20 protein-coding genes are annotated in these 21925 nt (G+C 41.7%); 7 read left to right on the top strand and 13 right to left on the bottom strand.

Annotation, left to right across the window (positions count from 1 at the left end; translation table 11 throughout):
• Nucleotides 1–221 precede the first annotated feature (221 nt).
• A complete protein-coding gene (locus tag ICL16_RS24630; RefSeq protein WP_190833182.1) occupies nt 222–2066 on the top strand; it encodes a lipoxygenase family protein in 1845 nt (614 codons plus the stop codon).
• 20 nt (nt 2067–2086) lie between these two features.
• Nucleotides 2087–2902 (top strand): 2-succinyl-6-hydroxy-2,4-cyclohexadiene-1-carboxylate synthase, encoded by an 816-nt coding sequence (menH, locus tag ICL16_RS24625; protein ID WP_190833181.1) that lies wholly within the window; start codon nt 2087–2089, stop codon nt 2900–2902.
• Nucleotides 2903–2948: 46 nt separating this feature from the next.
• Here menH and ICL16_RS24620 read toward each other — a convergent pair whose 3' ends face one another.
• A complete protein-coding gene (locus tag ICL16_RS24620) occupies nt 2949–4598 on the bottom strand; it encodes a serine/threonine-protein kinase (RefSeq protein WP_190833180.1) in 1650 nt (549 codons plus the stop codon).
• Between the two features lie 142 nt (nt 4599–4740).
• A complete protein-coding gene (locus ICL16_RS24615) occupies nt 4741–6801 on the bottom strand; it encodes a BamA/TamA family outer membrane protein (RefSeq protein WP_190833179.1) in 2061 nt (686 codons plus the stop codon).
• Between the two features lie 138 nt (nt 6802–6939).
• Between ICL16_RS24615 and ICL16_RS24610 the strand changes: the two genes are divergently transcribed.
• Entirely contained in the window at nt 6940–8295 is a 1356-nt protein-coding gene (locus ICL16_RS24610; RefSeq protein WP_190833178.1) for a lipid-A-disaccharide synthase-related protein, read from the top strand.
• Nucleotides 8296–8323: 28 nt separating this feature from the next.
• Nucleotides 8324–9211: a Uma2 family endonuclease gene (locus ICL16_RS24605; RefSeq protein WP_190833177.1), complete on the top strand. Its 888-nt coding sequence runs from the start codon at nt 8324–8326 to the stop codon at nt 9209–9211.
• A 7-nt stretch (nt 9212–9218) separates the two neighbouring features.
• On the opposite strand, the gene ICL16_RS24600 is transcribed toward ICL16_RS24605, so the two are convergent.
• The 5 genes from ICL16_RS24600 to brnA form a co-directional block, all read right to left on the bottom strand.
• Complete coding sequence (locus tag ICL16_RS24600; protein ID WP_190833176.1) at nt 9219–9455, bottom strand: hypothetical protein; 237 nt, start codon at nt 9453–9455, stop codon at nt 9219–9221.
• A gap of 121 nt (nt 9456–9576) precedes the next feature.
• Complete coding sequence (locus tag ICL16_RS24595; RefSeq protein ID WP_190833175.1) at nt 9577–10401, bottom strand: class I SAM-dependent methyltransferase; 825 nt, start codon at nt 10399–10401, stop codon at nt 9577–9579.
• An 11-nt stretch (nt 10402–10412) separates the two neighbouring features.
• Entirely contained in the window at nt 10413–10961 is a 549-nt protein-coding gene (locus tag ICL16_RS24590; RefSeq protein WP_190833174.1) for an RNA 2'-phosphotransferase, read from the bottom strand.
• Between the two features lie 33 nt (nt 10962–10994).
• Complete coding sequence (locus tag ICL16_RS24585) at nt 10995–11288, bottom strand: UPF0175 family protein (RefSeq protein ID WP_190833173.1); 294 nt, start codon at nt 11286–11288, stop codon at nt 10995–10997.
• 101 nt (nt 11289–11389) lie between these two features.
• Nucleotides 11390–11548 (bottom strand): type II toxin-antitoxin system BrnA family antitoxin, encoded by a 159-nt coding sequence (gene brnA, locus ICL16_RS24580; RefSeq protein ID WP_238360935.1) that lies wholly within the window; start codon nt 11546–11548, stop codon nt 11390–11392.
• A gap of 754 nt (nt 11549–12302) precedes the next feature.
• On the opposite strand from brnA, the gene ICL16_RS24575 reads away from it, so the two are divergent.
• Complete coding sequence (locus ICL16_RS24575) at nt 12303–14396, top strand: di-heme oxidoredictase family protein (protein WP_190833172.1); 2094 nt, start codon at nt 12303–12305, stop codon at nt 14394–14396.
• 155 nt (nt 14397–14551) lie between these two features.
• Here the strand turns inward: ICL16_RS24575 and ICL16_RS24570 are convergent, their stop codons facing one another.
• The 5 genes from ICL16_RS24570 to ICL16_RS24550 form a co-directional block, all read right to left on the bottom strand.
• A complete protein-coding gene (locus tag ICL16_RS24570) occupies nt 14552–15523 on the bottom strand; it encodes a threo-3-hydroxy-L-aspartate ammonia-lyase (RefSeq protein ID WP_190833171.1) in 972 nt (323 codons plus the stop codon).
• Nucleotides 15513–16733, bottom strand: coding sequence for an AAA family ATPase (locus ICL16_RS24565; RefSeq protein ID WP_190833170.1), 1221 nt, complete (start codon nt 16731–16733; stop codon nt 15513–15515). Before ICL16_RS24565 ends, ICL16_RS24570 begins: the two co-directional genes overlap by 11 nt.
• 272 nt (nt 16734–17005) lie before the next feature.
• Nucleotides 17006–18208, bottom strand: a complete 1203-nt coding sequence (locus tag ICL16_RS24560) for an AAA family ATPase (protein ID WP_190833169.1) — start codon at nt 18206–18208, stop codon at nt 17006–17008.
• A 272-nt stretch (nt 18209–18480) separates the two neighbouring features.
• Nucleotides 18481–19473 (bottom strand): RNA ligase (ATP), encoded by a 993-nt coding sequence (locus ICL16_RS24555; protein ID WP_190833167.1) that lies wholly within the window; start codon nt 19471–19473, stop codon nt 18481–18483.
• Nucleotides 19474–19749: 276 nt separating this feature from the next.
• Nucleotides 19750–20268: a peptidoglycan-binding domain-containing protein gene (locus tag ICL16_RS24550; protein WP_190833166.1), complete on the bottom strand. Its 519-nt coding sequence runs from the start codon at nt 20266–20268 to the stop codon at nt 19750–19752.
• Between the two features lie 201 nt (nt 20269–20469).
• Here ICL16_RS24550 and ICL16_RS24545 point away from each other — a divergent pair, with 201 nt between their 5' ends.
• Nucleotides 20470–20757 (top strand): type II toxin-antitoxin system Phd/YefM family antitoxin, encoded by a 288-nt coding sequence (locus ICL16_RS24545; RefSeq protein ID WP_190833165.1) that lies wholly within the window; start codon nt 20470–20472, stop codon nt 20755–20757.
• Nucleotides 20741–21037 (top strand): Txe/YoeB family addiction module toxin, encoded by a 297-nt coding sequence (locus ICL16_RS24540; RefSeq protein WP_190833164.1) that lies wholly within the window; start codon nt 20741–20743, stop codon nt 21035–21037. Before ICL16_RS24545 ends, ICL16_RS24540 begins: the two co-directional genes overlap by 17 nt.
• 43 nt (nt 21038–21080) lie before the next feature.
• Here ICL16_RS24540 and ICL16_RS24535 read toward each other — a convergent pair whose 3' ends face one another.
• Nucleotides 21081–21821, bottom strand: a complete 741-nt coding sequence (locus ICL16_RS24535) for a M50 family metallopeptidase (protein WP_190833163.1) — start codon at nt 21819–21821, stop codon at nt 21081–21083.
• Nucleotides 21822–21925 lie beyond the last annotated feature (104 nt).

Below are 21925 nucleotides of genomic sequence, written 5' to 3'. Positions count from 1 at the left end.
AGAAAATAAAAGGCATTTACTCAGAAGTTTATTTAATAAATTTACAGTTGTAGTAGGTTGGTGGAATGTATTTATGTAAATAAGGACATTGGTTTCTAGGCGTATTTTGGCGTTTATAATGTATACCAATATATTTTTGTAAAATTTAGATGCGGTAGCTCAGAGTGTTCCCCTATGATTACAGTTAGCATAAAGTCTAAATTTTTGGGGGAAAACACGTAATGCGATCGCCAACTCGAAAACAAATACGCCAACAATTAATCGAGAGATACGTTCTATCGCGCCGTACTATGCTGGCGCTAATCGGTTTTGTTTGTGCCCCCGGCTTAGAAAACTTACTAGTCAGCGACACACAACCCTCAAAACCCACACCACCAGCCAATCCACACATCCCGACTTTACCTCAAAAAAATTCATCGACGATCCAACAAGAGCGTCAACAACAGCTGTTGGCAGCACGCCAAGAATATCAATTAACTTCTCGGCTATCGAACTCTGTTCGCGTGGCAACTTTACCTACCCAAGAGATTTTTGATCAGGGGTATAACAATAATCGCGACATCTTAAACCAGAAAGTGAGAGCAAATCAACTAGCGTTTCTACAAAGCCCTCAGCCCTTTCTCACCTTAGAAGACTACGCTACAGTCTTTCGAGTTCTGCCCCTACCAGATATAGCCAAAACCTACATAAACGACGCTACATTTACGTTACAACGGCTTTCTGGTCCCAATCCTATGGAACTAACTAATGTTCTAGCACTCAATTACAACCTCCAAGAAAAACTCGGCATAACGGATGAGATTTTTCAAACTGTACTCAAAGCTGCACGTAAAGGGGGACGGATTAAGGAAACCCTCAACAGTGCCACTCAGGATGGCAGTCTGTTCGTCACCGACTATGCAGTACTCGATACGAACACCGTTACTCCGAAACAGAACCGATTTCTCACTGCTCCAATCGCACTCTATTTTACTGAGCGCAGTCGGAATGGTTGGCGCTTAATTCCGATTGCCATCCAACTAGGACAAGTGCCTGGAGAAAGTCTACTTTGTACACCTCTAGATGGCGTAGATTGGACTTTAGCAAAACTGATTGCTCAGATGGCTGATTTTTATGTTCATGAGATAGTACGTCACTTAGGTCAAACCCATCTTTCTTTAGAACCAATCGCATTAGCAACTATACGCGAACTAGCTGCTCGCCATCCTGTCAATGTGCTATTAAAACCCCATTTTGAGTTCACAATGGCAATCAATGCCCTTGGCGATCAGGTTCTGATCAATCCAGGGGGATATGTAGATGTCATTCTCGGAGGCACTCTAGAAAGCTCACTCAAGCTTGCAGCTCTTGGTGTCTCTGAGCTTTTCAACAACTTCAGCAACTTTGCTCTCCCGAACAACTTACGCCTGCGCGGTGTTGACGATCGCTCTTTCCGGCAAGATTTTCCTTATCGGGATGACGGGTTGCTAGTTTGGGATGCTTTAGAAGACTATGTTAGTCGTTACGTCGGAATTTACTATAGATCAAATCGAGATGTCCGTGAGGACTTCGAGTTGCAAAATTGGCTACAAGCTTTACGGACACCTGTTAGTGATGGAGGATTTGGGATAGTTTCCTTACCACCCCGCTTGACTAACCGCGATCAGCTGATTGATCTGCTAACACAAATTATTTTCACTGCAGGTCCACAACATTCAGCCATTGCCTGGATTCAATACCAGTATATGTCTTTTATTCCTAATCTGCCCGGAGCAATTTATCGAAATATTCCTACAGTCAAAGGGACACTCAACGACTCCAATAGCCTCACTAGTTTCTTACCTGGCGTCGAACCAACCTTCGCTCAAGTCAACCTTATAGCATCAATTGGCACCAAGCAAGATCCGAAGGCATTTACAGATTTCGGTGTGAATAGTTTTCAAGATCCACGAGCCATTGATGTTCTCATCGGCTTGCAGGAGCGTTTAGAAGTAGTAGAACAACAAATCGAACAACGCAATAAACGCCGTTTGGAATGCTACCCAGGCTTTCTACCCTCCCGCATGGCTAACAGTACAAGTGGTTGACGCCACAATAAAGAAATTCTATGTATTCGTTGAAAAATTATCAATTGCACTATTCTTTTACGGGTAGTTCAGACAAACCATTAATTCTTTTTTTACATGGCTTCATGGGTAATAGCCATGAATTTGATGAGGCTATACAGTTACTGTCAGAAGAATTTTATTGTTTAACAGTTGATCTTCCTGGACATGGCAAAACTCAAGTTTTGGGTGATGATCATTGTTATACAATGGCAAACACTGCTCTGGCTTTAATCAAGTTACTCGATGAATTAAAAATATCTAAAAGCTTTTTAATTGGCTATTCTATGGGGGGAAGATTAGCTTTATACCTGACTTTATATTTCCCTCAACGTTTTACTAAAGTTATTTTAGAATCAGCTTCTCCTGGTTTGCAAACAGAAACAGAACGGTTAGAGCGAGTTAAACGTGATGAGCAAATAGCGAGGAAATTAGAGAGAAGTGTTGATAAGAGTGATTTTGCCAATTTTTTATTAAATTGGTACAATCAGCCAATTTTTGGTTCTATTAAAAATCATTCATTGTTTCAAAAAATACTAGAAAATCGGTTACAAAGTAATCCTATTGAATTGGCTAAATCACTAAGATTGATGGGTACTGGATGTCAACCTTCTTTGTGGTCAAAGATTACCGAGAATAAAATTCCTGTACTCTTAATAGTAGGTGAAAATGATACAAAGTTTGTAGATATCAATACAAAAATAGCTCAAATGAGTGAGTTTTTTCAGCTAAAGGTTATTAGTAATTCAAGTCATAATGTTCATTTTGAAAATACTTCTGCATTTGTACAAAATGTGAGGGATTTTTTGACAGACTAAGATACCCGACTTCTTTAAGAAGTCGGGTATCTTGTTTCTTGTTTGCTTAATTATTCTCAAATTGTGGTTTATCTTCTTTTTGCGATCGTTGTTCAATTTGCTCCGATGATGCTCCTTGCCTATTCTCCACTGTAGGTACTACTACAGCAGGAGGCGTGATTGGTTGTGCAGGTACAACAACGTCTGCCCCAGAAGAACGGGGGTTATTCTCCGACGAAGGCGATGGAGAAACACTGCGATATTTGCGTATCTCTCTTAACCTTTCTCTTAACGACGGTGTAGGAGAAGTTGTAGGAGAAGGAGAATCTTGCGTTACTACACTCCTTCTGCGACGACGGTATTGTCCTGAGTAGCGTTGAGTCGATTCTGTATTGTTATCATTATTATTGTAGTTAACATTATTTCGTTCGCGTCTAGAATATTCTTCACGATAAACACGACGAATACGTCTGCGACGGGGTGGCGTGGAGACGGGTGCTGACTCAGCTTGCGTTGAAGTGTTTGTTGATTTTACCGTATTAGTCTTGCGTACAGTAGGAGATGGAGTTGCATTTATTGTACGTATTTGCTCAGTAGTTCCGTTGATAGATTTTTCCTCAAAGACCTTTGGGGACTGCTGTGGACGAGTATTAGTCATCATATTGGTAACGCCAAAACCTGCTGTAGCAGCAACAATAGCTACACCCATACCGATGAAAGCTTTTGGCGATGGCGCTTTGCGCCCACGGCTAAAGCCGTATCGCACCTTCAAACCCCATCCGCGCATCTTCCGCCAAGGTGTCGCACCTTCATTAGTCACCACAGTATCAGGTATCGGGTTTTCCTGAGCAGATAAATCCACAGTTGAAACTGTGTGAGTTGCCACTGGTTGAAGTCCACCATTCATTCCATTACTCGGTAGAAGCTTCAACCATTCAGACACAGTTGCGGGACGAAAACGTGCCTCTACCGCCATACCACGCATTACCGCTTGGTTAACAGCAGCACTAAGGTGGGGTTGCAACTCGCGGGGAGAAGGCATTTGTTCGCGATCGCGTAACAGAGCCGACATGGGAGATTGAGCCGTCAGCAGCGCATAAAGAGTTGCCGCCAAACCATAAACATCTGTTGCTGGAGTACGCGGTGCTTGAGACAAATACTGTTCTATGGGTGAATAGCCGTCAGAAACCATACCCGTGTGAGTTTGTCTTACTCCACTGTTGAATTCTCTGGCAATGCCAAAGTCAATCAGCACTACCTCTTGACTTCCTCTCCTAAGTATGATATTGTCTGGCTTTACATCTCGGTGTAATAAACCATTTTGATGTACCACCTGCAACGCTGCGCCAATTTGACGGATGTAATGAATTGCTGTTGCTTCAGGCATGGCGATCGCAGGTAGAATAAATGCTTCTCCCAACGTTTCGCCAGGAATATATTCCATCACCATGTAAGGCAGCCCATCTTCAACAAAAAAGTCGCTGACTCGGACAATATTGGGATGGATACAAGTAGCCAAGCGCCTTGCTTCATCTTGGAATTGGCGCTCAAACTTGGCAAAATCAGGATGTTGTCGTAGCTTTTCATTTAAAGTTTTGATGACTACTATCTGATTTAAATAGTGATGGGTAGCTTTGAACGTAATGCCAAAGCCACCCCGCCCTATTTCTTGATTTAAAGTATATTTGCCACCCTGCAAAGTTGTACCGGTTAGCATAGTGATTTTGTGTATGGGTATGGGCTGTTCATGTTTAGATTTTAGATGAGGGTAATGAATTTATCTAAAATCTAAAATTTAAAATTGCCACCGCAGATAATGGATGTTTTTTTTGGTTCACCTTTAGTTTACAATCTCTAATTTAGAATCGTTGACCAAAACCGAAATGTACACGACTTTCTCCTTGATCGTTAAAACCGTAGTCAGCCCGAAGCACCCCTAAAGGAGAGTTAAAGCGTACACCGGCTCCATAACCAAAACCAGTACCAGGTTTACCACGTACACCCCCCGGATTTCCCAAAACAGTATCACCAGAACCTAAATCTGAAGCATAGTCAGCGAAAAATACGCCTCCCAACGCACTTAAGATCGGGAAACGGTATTCTGCCGAAGCTAAAACATAACTACGACCAGTACCAACATTATTAGTATCATAACCGCGTACTGAATTGGGTCCTCCCAAGTTAAAAGCTTCATAAGGTGGCAAATCACCTAACACAGTACCAGCTTGGAGATTCAGAGCAAACACTTGTGTGTCTTTACTGTTAAATAACTTTACTGGCACATACTGACTATAATTTGCCCGTAAACGGTTCATGGAAATATTACCTTGTCCCAAAGGTATAGATTGTTCTGTACTTAAAGTGAGGATAGAACCTTGAGTAGGATTTAAAGGATTATTTCTCTGATCTTTACTGGCTGTAAAAGATACCGTAGTTAAATCGTCAACGCCAGTACCACTCAAAGACAAGGGGTTGCCCTGAGAATCTGTGGAATTAATATTACCTTCCTTGTCGCGTAAACTAATACGGTTGTAATTGAATCCCAAAGAAGTATCCCAACCATCAATCGGGCGTTGAAGACTGAAACTTGCACCAATCTTACCTTGGCGTACCTTATCACCATTGGGCAGCTTGATTTCATCAGAGAAAGTATCTGAAAGTCCCCGGTTACGGAAAGCATTCACACGATAGCCCAAGCGATTTGGTTCGCTAGCACGATATGGACTAGTAAAACTAGTATCAAACATGAAGTCACGTTGACCAACTTGGACATTCACACCTAAAGAATCGTTAATGCCGCCAACATTTTGGTCGCGATAAGTCAAACTACCTAATATGCCTTGATCAGCACTGTAATTACCTCCCAGGTTAACCGATCGCGCTCCAGTTTCCTTAAGTTCATACACCAAATCTACTTTATTCGCATCCCCCTCTAGGGTGACATTGACATTTTCAAATAAGCCCAACCGATATAACTGCTGTACATCTTGACGTACTACATTATCTTGTAATATTTGACCCGGCTTAAGTTTAAGCTGCTGTCGCAAGAAATCGGGTTTAGAGCGCCCAGATACTGGCTTACCTTTACTATCAACTGTATTGCCTTCTTCATTAACAAAGCGAAACTTAATATCACCCACTAAGCCTTCTGCCACATTCATCGTCAGAATTCCCTCTGTGCTAGGTGTGATTGATACTACCCGTGCCAAACTGTAGCCATTGTCGGTGTACCACTTATTAACTTGTTGCACAACCTGCTTGAGAGCATTTGGACTAATAGGACTTCCTTCTAAAGATTTGAACCGCTCTAAAGCTACTTGGTAGGTAAGTGCCTTTGCTCCAGAAAGTTGTAGGGAACGCACAACTATTGGTTCTACTTGATACACTACCTTCAAGCCAGCAGAGGTACTGCTGCTATTGACGCGGGCGTTGGCAAATAAGTTAGTATCTAAGATTGCTGCTACATCTTTTTGTAGCTGGCTTTGACTTGTTTCTCCACCCGTTTGGGTTTTGATGACACTGCGAATAATCTGCTGCAATTCCTCATTTGCTCCGACTATTTGCACATCCGTGGCAGTGACTACTAAATCGTTGGTAGTAGCTGAGTTGGGGAGAGAGGGAGTGGGGGAGTTGGGGAGTGGGGGAGAAGAATACACATTCTCCTTTGCTCCTTTGCCCCCCTGCCCCCCTGCTCCTGTGCTTCCCTGCTCCTGTGCTCTCTTCTCGGAGAATTGTGGGATAACTACAGCTTCCGGTGATGAAATTGCCTTTACTTGTGCAGGCGTTTCTTCAGTTACCGGAACTACCACACCAGTTTCAGCGGGAGTGGTTGACGTTGTGGGTGCAGCCAATACTTTGTTGTAAAAATTGCCAACAGCTAAAGTAGCTAAAGTACAAATTGCAGCAGACGAAACTCGCATAATAATAGCCTGATTAACTGGGAGTTAGTTTGTACAGAGGTTAAATGGGGATTACTAACTTCCAGCTTCTTGCCGATTTATACCCCCATTGATCCTTCTTGTTTTAATCAGACATTAAATTTTAAGTTTTTGTTTCCTATGAGTGATGTATCGCGTTTATCTTTAACTAATCAAGAGCAAACTGCTTCTACTCGCCTTTGTTTACTTGCACTTAGCAATGGACACGGAGAGGATTTTATTGCTGTGCGAATTTTGCAGGAACTCCAGCAACAACCAAATCCACCAGAAATTTTTGCCTTACCTTTGGTGGGAGAAGGACACGCTTATCAAAAGTTGAATATTCCCCTCATTGGTTCAGTACGTACCATGCCTTCTGGCGGTTTCATTTACCAAGATGGACTTCAGCTTGTGCGAGATATGCGTGGTGGTTTAGTGCAACTTACTCTCAGCCAGATTCAAGCTGTACGTAGCTGGGTAACTTCTTCACATCATAAAAGAGCTATTTTGGCAGTGGGGGATATTGTCCCACTATTATTTGCGTGGTTGAGTGGTGCAAACTATGCTTTTGTGGGTACGGCAAAATCAGAATATTATGTGCGCGATGAAGTTGGGTTGTTGAAACGTAAATCACCTATGTCTGCTCGGTGGGAAAATTTTTCTGGTTCAATATATCATCCGTGGGAACGGTTGTTGATGAGCAATCCTCATTGCAAAGCGGTGTTTCCTAGAGATGCGCTGACTACGGAGATATTGCAGAAGTTTTCTGTTCCCGCTTTTGATTTGGGTAACCCGATGATGGATGGTTTAGAGTCAACAGTTGGGCGTCAGGAATTTTATAATCCTAATATCGAAAAACAAGAGTTAGCTCGACCTTTGATTATCACGCTTCTACCTGGTTCCCGTCCCCCTGAAGCCTACGCTAATTGGAAGCAAATCATGATTGCTGTGTCTGCGTTGATGGCATTTCAACAGCGAGATTTTTCTTTTTACAGTTCTAGAACAATGGTGTTTTTAGCTGCGATCGCACCCAGCTTACATTTTGACAGTATGCGCCAAATTCTCCAATCTCAAGGTTGGCGAACTCACTCCCCTTCTCCTATCCAAATTTCTGATGCCAATGCCTTGACATTTAAACAAAAAAATGCATATCTAATTTTAACACAAAATGCATATAATGACTGCTTACATTTAGGGGATATGGCGATCGCAATGGCAGGTACAGCGACAGAACAATTTGTGGGTTTGGGCAAACCTGCAATTACCATTCCCGGATCTGGTCCCCAGTTTACACCTGGTTTTGCCGAAGCGCAAAGCCGTCATTTGGGACAATCGGTAATTTTAGTTGAGGAAGCGCAGGAAGTGGTAGAGGCGGTGCGATCGCTCTTAGCCAATCCCGATAGATTACAAGTAATTGCCGAAAATGGTGTACGCCGGATGGGTAAACCAGGTGCAGCGCGACGTATTGCTGAGTGTTTGATGGCGCAATTAGGATAGTATAAAAATACTATTGTGAGGTAATGCAATGGTTATTGAAGCCAAAAGCCTATCACTGCCAGATCATACACAGTTACCAGAGTCCGATGGCACATTTGTGAAAAATTTTCAAGAACATCCCCAGAGTATTTTACTTACAGACTCGATCCTGCCACGGTTAAAAGAAATTCACCCAGATGGACAGTACTGCATTGGACAAGACTGCGGTATTTACTGGCGATTAACAGATCCACCAGAACGTGGAGCCGAGGCACCAGACTGGTTTTATGTGCCAAATGTAGCACCCACGCTTAATGGAGAACTCCGTCGCTCTTATGTTCTGTGGAAAGAACTGATTGCACCACTAATTGTACTGGAATTCGTTAGTGGTGATGGAGAAGAAGAAAGGGATACTACTCCCTATGAAGGTAAGTTTTGGATTTATGAAAATGTGATTCATGCGACATACTACGGAATTTATGAAGTCAAAAAAGCTTCAGTAGAAGTTTACCATTTAGTTGGTAGACGTTACGAAAAAATGAGTCCCAATAGCAGAGGACATTATCCCATTGAGCCAATGGGCGTGGAATTAGGTATTTGGCAAGATAATTTTATTACAAAAGAAGAGCTACCTTGGCTGCGATGGTGGGATTCACTCGGTAATCTATTGCTTACAGGAAATGAACGTGCCGAAGCCGCAGAGCTTGAAGCCGAAGCCGAACGTCAACGTGCTGAAGCCGAACGTCAACGTGCTGAAGCCGCACAACTTGAAGCCGAAGCTGAACGTCAACGTGCTGAAGCCGAACGTCAACGTGCTAAAGCCGCACAACTTGAAGCCGAAGCCGAACGTCAACGTGCTGAAGCCGTAGAACTTGAAGCCGCTCGTTTGCGCGAACAATTACGCGCATTGGGTTTAGATCCTGATGTGATCGCCTAAACTACCGTTATTCATATTCACCTTGGGGGTATCTCACCAAAGGATCATCTTGCAGACAACCAGCCGTCTGCTCAAAAAAACCAGGGGGCCAACCCAATTCTTCAGGTGTTTTGGGCTGTGCTGATGGTTCTAGTGGCTGATAAATCAGCATAACTTCTATTTCTTTGTCTGCCATACCCACGGGGATATCAAGATGTAAAATGCCATCTTTCCCCACATGAGAGCGTATTTTGATACTTTGCATCGCCCTTACCTCCAATTCATTAATTCATTCTAGAATTTCCTCATGCTCTCATAAAGCTTCTTACCAAAGTTCTTTGATTGTAGTGGAGTCGGTGCGATCGCGCTTGGCTGGTGTCGTTTAGCTATAGTTTCTGAGCAACTTGACAAGCCGAGAGGTATGAAAGCTGAATTCTTCCTTCACCTGACGTCTCTAGCTTCTCCCTTAAAAGAGCAAATAAAGAATCTTTCTTCTCTTTTTCTAACTGTAAATACGGCGATAAAGTATTTAAAAGAGTGAAATAATCATCGATGCTATATGTGACTTCACATGGCAAATGTTCAGACACTAAATTTTTAAATCGACCTGATTTAATGACAATTTGTCCAATCTTTTTGAGTATCTCTTCCTGAGTTTTCCTATCTTCGTATCGTGCCAAAGATGGAGCATAAATCTGATAAGCTTCATTCAATGTTTGGTATATTTCATAATCAAGTTGAGGTGACATGTTCCACAGTAAAATCAAAGAACCACTGCTTTGTAATGCATCGGCAGCTTTTGGATACCCTACCTCAGGTGGAATCCAATGAAAAGAATTAGCTGCTAAAACGGCGTTGAATCTCTCAGGCTCTAACTCCCACTCTTCAAACGAGGTGTTGCGAATCTCAACCAAAGGATACTGAGCGCAATTCTTTTGTGCTAGCCTAGAAAAATCTTGGTTTGGTTCAAGACAAACCATTGGGAAGCCTAATTGAGCAAATCCTACCGTTGCATTCCCAGGACCACATCCTACCTCTAGGATAGTTGCATTCTCAGGAAGTTGAGCTAACTCCACAGCCTTAGCAATGATTTCTTTAGGATAGCGTGGTCTTGCCTTATTGTAGGCTTCTGCCACAGGCGAATACCAAGTTTTTCTTGTTTCTAAGTCTTTGGAATAAGAGGTTTTAATTTGTTCGGACAAGTCTTTCATGAGGTATTGCCTTAATTAGCGATCGCCAGATAATCTGGTGGTACACTATCCACCAACCACACGCCGTTGTCAGAACAATAAAAAGTATAACCGCTCTCATGCATCGCTGCTGCATCCACAGTAAAAACCACTGGTTTGCCATGTCTTGCACCAACAATTTTTGCTGTAGCAATATCTGATGATAGATGAACATGATGCCGCGACATTTTGCACAGTCCGGTTTGCAAAATTGACTCAACGGCTTTGTGTCCCGTACCGTGATAAAGTACACTGGGAGGAGTAGCGGGTTCCAATTGTAAATCTACTTCTACGCTGTGTCCTTGGTTAGCACGAATGAGAGTGCCTGTAGAGTCAAAGGAAAAGCGTTGTTTGTCATTATTGGCGACTACTTCGTCTAGTTCATCACGACTGATAGGAAGCTGATGTTTTTTACAAGCTGCTAATAGTTCATCGACAGCAACCCAGCCACCAGGAGCGAGTGTAATGCCGATGCGATCGGGTTGGTGGCGTAAATGTCTGCTGAGATATTTGCTAATTTTAACGAGGCGAGAATTATTCATCAAGCCACTCTGACGTAATCTCAAAAACAACAATTACTGTTGACGCTTCTTCTCCAAAATTTGAATAAAGTCTGATACCTCCCGTTGTAAATCTTCAAGGGTCATTGTGTCATCAAAGGGCGAGATGTTGTACTCATACATCAACTTAGATAGTTCAGAACGGTTGATATTTAAAAGGTTCGCTGCTCTACCTGCGCTAATATCACCTTGGCGTAGTAATTCCATCACAAAAGCTTCACGCGCCTTACGTTCAGCTATCAGCCTATGTTCTTCAAGTATTTCAGTAAGGTCAACAGTAAACTTAACTTCAATTCGTGATTCTAACATTTTTCTCTCCTCCTACTTGAATTTAAGGTAAGTGTTTAGGAATGCCGCTCAAGCCGCTCGGCAATTCATACCTTTACGATGGACTGACGGGTTACACAGAGTCACATCGCCTCCCGATCAAGTGCTTCGATCATCCATATCGGAAAATCGACGTTCACTCGCCGCTGCTCATGTCCCGGACGGCGAATAGTGTCCAGATTAAGGTATGGAGTGATGTCCTCGCCGTTGTCAAATTTTTCATCAAATTCTTCAGCTTTCATATATTTTCACTTCCTCTTTCCGCGATCGCCTTACACAGATAACTCGTAACTTGTCTTCTTGATATGTGATGACAGCAGCCCAATGCTTTGGCTAATATCTTAAGTATACGATTAGCTGACTACGTAACTCTTTCAGTCCGTTAAAACGGACTTGAGCTGTTAGCCCTTACCTTTGTCAAGGCGTTCTAGTATTAATTTTTTTAAAGATAATTTATTGCTAGGTAAAATATGTAACTAATAAAATCCTATATCAAGATATTTTTACTTACATACATAAATTAATAAATCTTTATATAAATTATAGCAAAAATATTTTGTTCAAATTAAATTTACCCAGAAAAATAAAAACTAGTTATAACTATATTTTGAGACACTTTACTTTTTTAAATACCTCTGCCAGATTAAAAAATAGATAATTAAGATTTGATAAGTAAAATATTACGCTAAATTTAGCAATTACAACTATATCTCTTCACTGTACTGATTGTAATCACAATAAAAATTGGTATTATCTGGGCAATTTGTATCTACCATAACATTTTGATTTTTTAAATACCAAATAAGTCTTTCATCTTTCCTTCATCAATTTTTGCAAAAAGCGACGGGAAAGCCTATTCATTATCAGGATGGGATGAAAGCGATGTATAGCAATCCTAAATCATTCGTAAACAACAAGATCCCCGACAACTTTTACGAAGTCGGGGATCTGAGCCTCAATCGTCTTTGTAATACTTCTTTACTTAGGTAATCAGATATGAGCAAGAAAATTATTCCTAAAACAAGCTTCTTTAGAAGACTTTCTGTGAAAAAAGCCAGAATATTCTTATTTATTTGCTTGTTTGTTGCTGTTTTTGCTGGTACTTTGTTATCAAATAGCTTGATGCCAAAAGCTATTGCCAGAAATGAGTTTCTCCAAACTGCTCCAACTCAATCAGTAGGCTATTATGACTATTTTGGCAATCAGCTTAGACCTACAGCAGCAGCAAAACTAGTCAAAAAGCAAGGACTAGACCCTAATGATCCTACTTCCTATCAACGAGTGGGAGCAGTTAAAATCACTCAGGAATTAATTAACAAAGGAGAAGATATATTCTTCAATCGCAAGATTGGAGATGACTTTGGTTTGCAAGCAGTTTTCGGTTTTAGCTCTGGTATTAATACTATTTTACCAGAATTACAAACAGCAATTCAGCAATTGGGTGGTCAGCCAACAACAAACTTACAAATTACCCTTCAGAAAGATATCTCTTTAGGTAGTCAGATATTTTCTAAAGGAACTGTTATTAATACAGGGTTAAAAATGGAAAAGGGAGGGAGTTTTCCTATCGGGCTTGTACCTACCAAAAATGGCATTGGAGTTAGCTGTGCTCTTTGTCATGCTACCCTCTCAAATGAAGGTAAAAGACTTGCGGGAGTTCCTAACGGTGAACTTGCCCTTCCTTTGTTGGTTGCATTATCACCAAATACAACTGCCGGATTTGCGCGGTTGAAATTTAACCCTTTAGATCCAGAATACCAAGGTAATGGTAAAACAATTCTTGACAGCAAAGGTCAATTAGTAAAATTACCAGACCCGGCAAAGTTTGAAAAAGCCTTCGATGATGCTGTTTTGGATGTACCTTTTGGTAATTTCGAGAGTTCAGCGGATGGTATCAACAACACTACTCAGATTCCCAGTGTTTTCACTTTTAAAAATCATCCTTATTTCTTTGACGGACAGTTTGCTGTAGGTCCGTTTGCCGGACTCAGTGCTGTCAACAACGGTGTTCACTCTTCGGAGATAAATCTGTTAGCAGCTGCCCAACTTAGTGCTGAAATACTAGATATTGACCCAGAAGTTTATATTGGTACATTTGTCCAGAATGCTACAGATCCAAACTTACGTTTACCGGATGGAGAGCCTGTAAAACCCTCAGAATGGTTGCGGCAAAAGCAGCAACAATTAGGTACTGGACCGGCAGAATTAGAAGACCAAATTCCTGCTCCTGGTGCTGGCGATTACCCGAATTTGCGACCTAGTTTGTTCACATACAATGGTTTAATTTTTAGCCCCAATAGCGACAACTCTAATGATATTGCCAGCGGCACATTCCTATTTGCTAACAATGCCATGTCTGCTTTCCAAAATAGTTTAGTACCACCACCCAACCGCACAAGTGAAAACAGGCAGGCATTGAATACAGGTTCAGTGCACCGGGGGGCGCGAGTATTTGAGCAAGCTAATTGTGCAACTTGTCATATTCCCCCCTTCTTTACCGACAACCAAATTCATCCAATTAATGAAATTGGTACTAATCCAGAACGTGCCAAGTCTCGCCTACCACTAAATAACTTGTTAGTTCCTCCCAAGCTATACACTTTTAACACTCCTGTTCCCATACCTGCTAATGCGGAAGAATTGGATGTGCCAACAAACGGTATTTCCGATAGTCCCACGACTTTACCCAAAGGTATACTACCGAATGGTGGTTACAAAACTACCACTTTACGTGGCTTATATTTAAGCGCACCATATTTGCATGATGGTGGTGTGGCTGTGCGAGCAGGAAGTTTAAATGTTGATCGTGATGGCATTAAGGTTGTTGAACCCAATGGGTTAGGACTTACTGGAACTCTCAGTCAAGGTTTGCCTGCTGATTCTACTAGCAGCTTGCGTGCTTTGGTGGATCGCGATTTACGTGCCTTAGTTGTGAAAGCTAACCAAGCTAACCCTAGTTTAGTACGTAGTAATCTTGATGGTACAGGTCATGATTTCTATGTGGATAAACAGGCTGGCTTTAGTACACAGCAACAAACAGATTTGATTAATTTCTTGCTTGCACTTGATAATGATCCTAGTCACTTTTAACTGAACAATTGTGGGGTGGAGAGCAGCGCTGCATCCGGGTTTCCCACTGTCACGGCGACTGCGGAGCATCCTTGCCCGCCCATAATTTTGCAGGCAGGATGCTTTTAAGGGCTAAAGCCCTTACTACAAACTTTCATTTATTTACGCTTACTTACTTATTTGGAATCTCCTGAGGAAAATAATTTACCTGCTTGTTTCAAATCAACATTTCCACCACTGATAATGACACCTATCCTAGCTTGCGGTGCCTTTACCACACCTTCAAGGAGCGCTGCTGCGGCTAGCACTCCAGTAGGTTCAACGACAATTTTAAGACGTTCCCACAGAAAGAACATGGTACGCACAATTGCTTCTTCGGAAACTGTTACCATATCATCTACATAATTCAGCACCAGTGGAAAAGTAACCTTACCAAGGCAGGGAGTACGAGCGCCATCAGCAATGGTATCTGGATTAGTTACAGTATGCAGGGTTTTGGTATGAAATGAGCGTGTAGCATCATCAGCACGTTCTGGTTCTACTCCAATCACGCGACAATTAGGTAAGATTGATTTAGTCGCGATCGCACTACCAGAAAGTAATCCACCTCCACCACAACATACCAACAGCAAATCCACACCAACTTCTTCAATTAGTTCATAAGCTGCTGTACCTTGTCCTGCTACTATATGAGGATGATCGTATGGCGGTATAATCGAAAGACCTCGCTCAATTGCCAAAGATTGGGCTAATTCTTCCCTAGTTGAATCCTGTCGATTATACAAAATTACCTCAGCCCCATACCCACGAGTAGCAGCTTGTTTAACTGCTGGGGCATCGTCAGGCATAACAATAGTAGTAGGAATATTAAGCAATTGTCCCGCAAGTGCGATCGCCTGGGCGTGATTCCCAGAAGAATATGTCAGCACACCTTTTTGCTTTTGTGCATCAGATAGCTGTGCCAAAGCATTGTATGCACCTCTAAACTTAAAAGAACCAGTGCGTTGAAAATTCTCGCACTTAAAAAACACCTGACTATCTGTGCGTTGATTCACAGTTCGCGAGGTAAGTACCGGAGTGCGGTGAGCAACACCTGCAAGACGCTGGGCTGCTGCTTGCACATCAGTGATGGTAACATTATTCGGCATCGGCTGACTCAACAGATCTACTATTCATTTGCTGTCGCAAAACAGCAACTTGTGCAATCATACTTTTTTCCATTGCACCAGCTGACATAGCTCCCATCCAATGCATCATAGATGAAAGAAATAGTTCTTTCAGGTAAGCAAAAGAGAAACCCTCAGTCATCTCGGCAATTTGAGTGACAGCGGTATCCTCTAGACGCAAGGCAGATTTTAATTTATCATTCCATAAGTTAATGTATGCTAAGCGTTCTGTCAAAGCTGGTAACTCAAAATAGTATTTGCGATCAAACCGACTGGGACGATCCAAAATTGCTGGATCTATACGCTCTGGATGATTAGTTGTAGCTAAAATCACTATTCCCGTATTAGCGGCAAAACCGTCAATTTCATTTAAAAATAACGAGCGATTATCTCCTTCCACCAAAGAATCAAGATCTTCTAAAACCAGAATACACGGTGCAGTCTGTCTTGCTTTCACAAATACTTCCCGAATATTGTGGTGAGGGTTGTAGTGTGACTTTAAGCTTTTCACGTATAAACACGGCTGCTGCATCTGATTAATGAGAGCTTTCACCGTGTGTGTTTTACCATTACCAGGAGAGCCAATAAACAAAATCCCCCGCTTCCAAGGTACTCCGTAAGTTTCGTAAGTTGCTCTTGAAACAAAAAAATGTGCTAAGTCTTCTTGAATATCTTGTTTGAGATTACCTTGTAGAATTAAGTTATCAAAACTCGCATTTTTTATTGAATCAAACAACTCAGCATTTTTTAACCAAAATCCATCTTCAAATACTAAAATCTCGCCTCTAATCTCCGAATTCCAGTCGCAAACTGCCGTAAAAAAGTTTTCCGCAATCTCTTTGCTGTCTGCCAAAATCCAATAATGTGGAGCTTTACCACAACCATCATTCCAACTGATCAGCAGAACATCAAGTTCATGTTCAAGCCATTTTACCTTCAAGCTAGCATTTTCGGTATAGTTATAAATTTTATTATCCATACCATTCCAGCTAGCAAGAATCTGGTTATACATAGAGTTGTCATACTCAATCGTACACAGATTTGCCTTGGCATACCACTCAAAATTGAATGTAGGATCGCTACTCTCCAGCAATGCTTTTTTTGGATATAATGCCGCTAACTCCTGACTCACATAGTAGGAAATAGCGTTTTGCGGCAGATTAAGAGCTTCTAAAATCAGTTGTTGTTTCACAGAGCCAGTTTATAGTCAGAAAAACTACGGTTAAATACTAACTACAAAACCTTATAGAGAAATTCCAAAAAGAAATTCAAAATTCTTTTTAGGGGTGAACGGTTGTCACTGGTGTCAAGGGCTATTTCATTTTATGCACGCTAGCCATGTACTCAAGTACATGGCTAACAGCATTTATTCCGTTAAAACGGACTGAAACTCAACAATAAGCGTCGGTTTTAACCGACTTCAGCTATCAGCCTAGAACTGAAGTTCTAGGTGAAATGTTAAATTTACACAAAACGCTGCGTAAATTCACATATTAAATCCACCCTACCTTTACGTAACATCGCTGGATCTAATCTTTCCGTAGTATTACAAGTCATCAGTACAACCAATCGCTGCTGCGCCTGAATGCCACACTCATCAATTACACTCTGATACAGAGTCCCATCTAGCAAACCTAAAATATGTTCCGTTTTATTACTATACTGGGCTACTTCGTAGGCACGATTTTGGGCTAGGTTATCTGCTTCATTAATTATGATACAAATTCGCTCTAAGTAAGTCGGTGGGACAAAGTTGGCGATCGCATCATGATCCAGAATAAAAATCACATACCCCAGCGGCGCAATAATTTCTTTTGCTACTGCTTGAGTCCAAGCTGTTTTCCCTGTACCTGGTTCTCCATGTACCAAAACTGCTAGCTGATTTTGATTGAGAATTGCTTGCTGTACTGAATCAGTAAAGTTTTGAATCAGACTGGGAAAACTGCTGAGCGAAAATTGACTGTGAACCTTACCCACGCGACTTTGATACCCACTCAGCATCACCGCCAAGTCGTAAGTGGCTTTGTTGATTAGAGATGCGAGATTTTTTGCCATCAGACTGTACTGACGTCGTCCGCGATCATAAGGGCTAATTTGTAGCCAAACGTCGTGCTTACCCCAGTAGGCATACACTGTATTAATAACGTCGAGCCGCTCCCAGTTCACAAATTTTTCTACAGGAAAATAAAAATCTCGCTCCAAATAATACTGGGTAATCACGTCAGGACGACCTAATAAATCTAGAACTCGCAACACTGTAATTTCTTGCAGTCGATGCAGGACATAATCAATAGGTATACTGTTGCGATTAACATATTGGACAATCGGTGTTTCGGTGGACAGAACTTCTTTATAACGATAATCTGGGCTAAGTGGGTCTGGTGTGATGTAGTTCCAATATTTTTCGATTTCGTAGCGTGTATTATCTGATAATACATTTAATAAATTTGCCCACCAAGCATAATTACTGCGTCCCAAAGTATCGGCGATGTTACTCGTTAAATTGAAAGTTTTTTGAGCTAGCTCCTGTGTGTCTTTACACATCAGTTGCCATAAAAATCCCAAATCCATCTCGCGATGAAATGGTCGCCAACCGTTAGCTAGCAAGCTTTGACGATTGGTGTTCACAGGAGTACCTTCGTTGTTTCTATAGTAGTCGAATTCCATATTTTGTGTTCAGGAATTATTAATTATGTATGAGGATTTTATAATTCCTATGGGTAAGCATTTTTAAAAGGGTTTACAGTAATATAAACCAAATGACTGCAAGTTGCCAGTTTAATTTTTCGTAGAGACGTTCCGGCGGAACGTCTGTACAAAAGTTTAATTTTTCGTAGAGACGTTCCGGCGGAACGTCTGTACAGAATTGTATGTTGGTTTTACCGTGTGCGAAACCCAGCCAATTTATAGTAATACAAATATACTATATAGGTCAAGAGTCAATGTAGGTCGGTTCCTTCATTACGTAGTAAATAGCGATCGCTAATTAACTTCAGTACTATCCTACCTATTTCCGGATGTGTTCTCTCAACCATCGGTTGTACAACAACACCTTCCATCATGCAATCCGGGTAGAGTACACTATCAGCGTTGTTAAATTGATACACAGTCTCCCAACTATAAGCACCAATATAAAGTACAGGTACTCTCGGCAAGGAATACTCTTCACAAAAAGCAACAAAATCGCGGTAATTGAGGAACTGGCTACCACAGCGTACAGCAAATAAAGCAACACCAATGTTACCACCAGACAACCCATACTTAAGATCTTGTACGCCATAGATTTCCCCAAATACTTGGGTTCCTGGCGGTAATTTTTGCAAAGCTACATTTTCATGGTAAGCGCGAACGTAAACTAAATTTTTATTAGCTTCATTATTCTGCCAAAAGTAGTTGTGACTACCGATGTGTGTTGTACCATCAGTATCTACCAAGACGGTAAAGTTTGTTCCGTGTAGCTTCTCTGTAACTACAACTTCCTCACCTTCAGTGAGAACGTGTAAATACCGCTTGAGGTTTTCCGGGCTAGGGAATTTATAATGTCCAATTCTATTTTCTATTTCCCCTCTCATCGCTTGAGGAATTGGGTATTCATACTTTGTGACACCAAAATGTTCGGTGTAGTCATCACCGACATGGACTGTAAAGTTCTCCCCTACAGGAATGAGTAAACCTTCAGAAAATATTCCTCGCAATTTCGCAGCACGCAGTTTCTTAGAATAATAAGAACGAATCCCAAATTCATCCACAAATTTGTCAGGAATCACACTATCAATTGGGAAGTAGAAGGCTAAGTCTCCTGGTTTAAAGTTACCTTTAGCAGTGATTACCTGATATGCCATCCCTTCAATACTGGCAATGTCTAGCCTATCCGCGCCTGGGTGATGGTTAATGTTGTTGATTCTGACGACTTCAACTTTGAATATGCTCATAACTCACCTCTTTTTGAAAGGATGAATGCAAATATATGGAAATACCCCACCCGCGCTATCGCGCACCCTCCCCTTGCCAAGGGGAGGGTTGGGAGGGGTGTACTTTTCAGGTATTATATATAATGTAGTATGTATAATACAAAAAGTCAAGTCGAGAAATTAGAGATCCCCGACTTCTTTCCAGAAGTCGGGGATTTGATTGATTCACAATATTAATTTTGATAATCGCGAACTTTTAGAAATTAACAATGAAAGCAGATTGAATTAGCGCTCGCCCTATCTACCAAATGACTCCATACTACAAGTAGAGGCATGAAAATCTAACTTACTTAATGCATTCCAAGTTAAAGTAGCGATCGCACCATCAACTGGGAGGAGATGCTCTGCTTGAAAAACTTGGACAGCTTCTTCGGTTTTGTCGCCAAATATCCCATCGACTGCACCAAAGTAGTAGTTGCTAGCCTTGAGTACTTCTTGAACAGCTTTGACAGTATTTCCACGACTGCCTAAGCGCAATGTTGGCAAACTTGCGGAACCTTCTTCAAAATAAGCCCAAGTCTTTGGTCCGACAATTCCATCCACGGTTAAAAAGCCGAGACACTGTACATATTTTACAGCATCTTGGGTTTGTTTGTCGAAGTAACCTGTTGTAGGTACTGAAAGTGGATATACTGATACAGTGTCTAATTGGGCAAGGCGTTTGTTTAGAGCTTTTTGCATCTGTTTGACAACTTGACCAAATGCCCCAAATTGTAAAGTTGGTTTATTGGTAGTGAATTCAGCAGCACCGAGCATAATCTTGATCTAAGAATGGATAATATTATTTACGACTTATATAAGAAACTTCAAGGTTCCCAGCGGCGATTACGGATTTTCCACAACATAACATAGAGCGATCGTACTAGTACTTGCACCTACATCACGTCACCCAACAGCATCCACGCTCTGTGATTGCTATCATGTAGAGGAAAGTTATGTAGCATTGGGGCTTCCGCCATGTCCAACCAGACAACTTTGACTGATGCTAGTGCCAACCTTGCCCAACTCTGTACTCAAGTAGTGGCCAATCGTGATGTGGTGATTATTAACCGACAAGAAGGCGAAAGTGTTGCCTTAATTGCAGTTGATGAGTTAGATGGTTTGTTAGAAACCGTCCATTTACTCCGCTCACCTAAAAATGCCGCCCGTCTTTTGACTGCGTTGCAAAGAGCGAAAGCCAGAACTTTGGAGCCTCAGAGTATCCACGAACTACGTCAGGAGTTGGGTATTGGCGAAGAAGAATGAACCGCAGCCTGAGAAAATCAAAGTTAGAGATGCTGTCTTTCACCCAGAATTTAGAGAAGACCTTGCTCACTGGGTAAAAATAAACCGCAAAACTGCGCTGCGAGCCTTTGACTTGATTGAAGCAATTATGCGAGATCCTTTTATCGGAATTGGCAAGCCAGAACCCATGAAATACTTCGACTCAGATGCATGGTCACGGCGACTTACTCAAGAACATCGCATTGTTTATATAGTAAGTGATGATAGGATTGATTTTCTCCAAGCTCGGTATCACTATTGAGAAAGTTATACCTATTGGCGGACTATCTTGATGTTAACTGCCATTACGCAGAACGATAAGCGATGCGGAGACTTTGGACTAAAATGACTAGGGATGCAGCTGCCATCAACCCACCCCAGAACCAGTAAGGTAGAAATAATTGTTGCTGTATTTGTGCTGAGTCAGAAAGCAAACCGGGACCTGCAGAATCACTAAATATATAGTTAAGTTGATGGAAGGTACTCACACAAGCTTGGACGCCGAGAAATTGAATGGCAAACCCCTGTACCCAACGGGCGGATTTGAAGGCAACAGCCAGAATAATTAAACCTAGCAGGGGAATTGCCACCAATCCAAATAAAGAACGTACCCAAATTACTGTAGAAAGAATTAAGAAACCCCCTAAGATTTTCAAACTTAGGGAAGCGGTTTTGAAACTACGAGAAGCCAAAATTAAAATAGCACCAGCAATTGGTGGTCCCATTGGTCCTGCTGCTGCGACGATCGCACGACCAATGGGACCCAGAAATAACCCACCGCTATGGTAAGCGACACCGGAACCATCAGAAAAAATTTGCAATTGCTGAAACTGTCCTCCTAATAGCAAGGCGGCTAAACCGTGACCCATTTCATGAAACCAAGTTGCCAGAATGGTGAACGGATATAGGATATAATCTCCGGACGGAACTTGCCACAGTAAAATGCTAGCAACCGCCGCTGCTATTAGCCAGGTTTGCCCCATACGCTCAACATTAGAAGGGGCTTGATTTTTAAGCCATTCAAAATTGTTTCCAGATTCTTTCATGGGTCACTTACACAGAGGGCAGTTTCATCTATCCTAACTAATAGTTATGTAGAGACGCGATATTTCGCGTCTCTACGAAATATCGCGTCTTGGCGATATTTCGC

This window comes from Iningainema tapete BLCC-T55, assembly GCF_014698965.1.
Classification (GTDB): domain Bacteria; phylum Cyanobacteriota; class Cyanobacteriia; order Cyanobacteriales; family Nostocaceae; genus Iningainema; species Iningainema tapete.
This window is presented reverse-complemented; position numbering and strand designations above follow the sequence as displayed.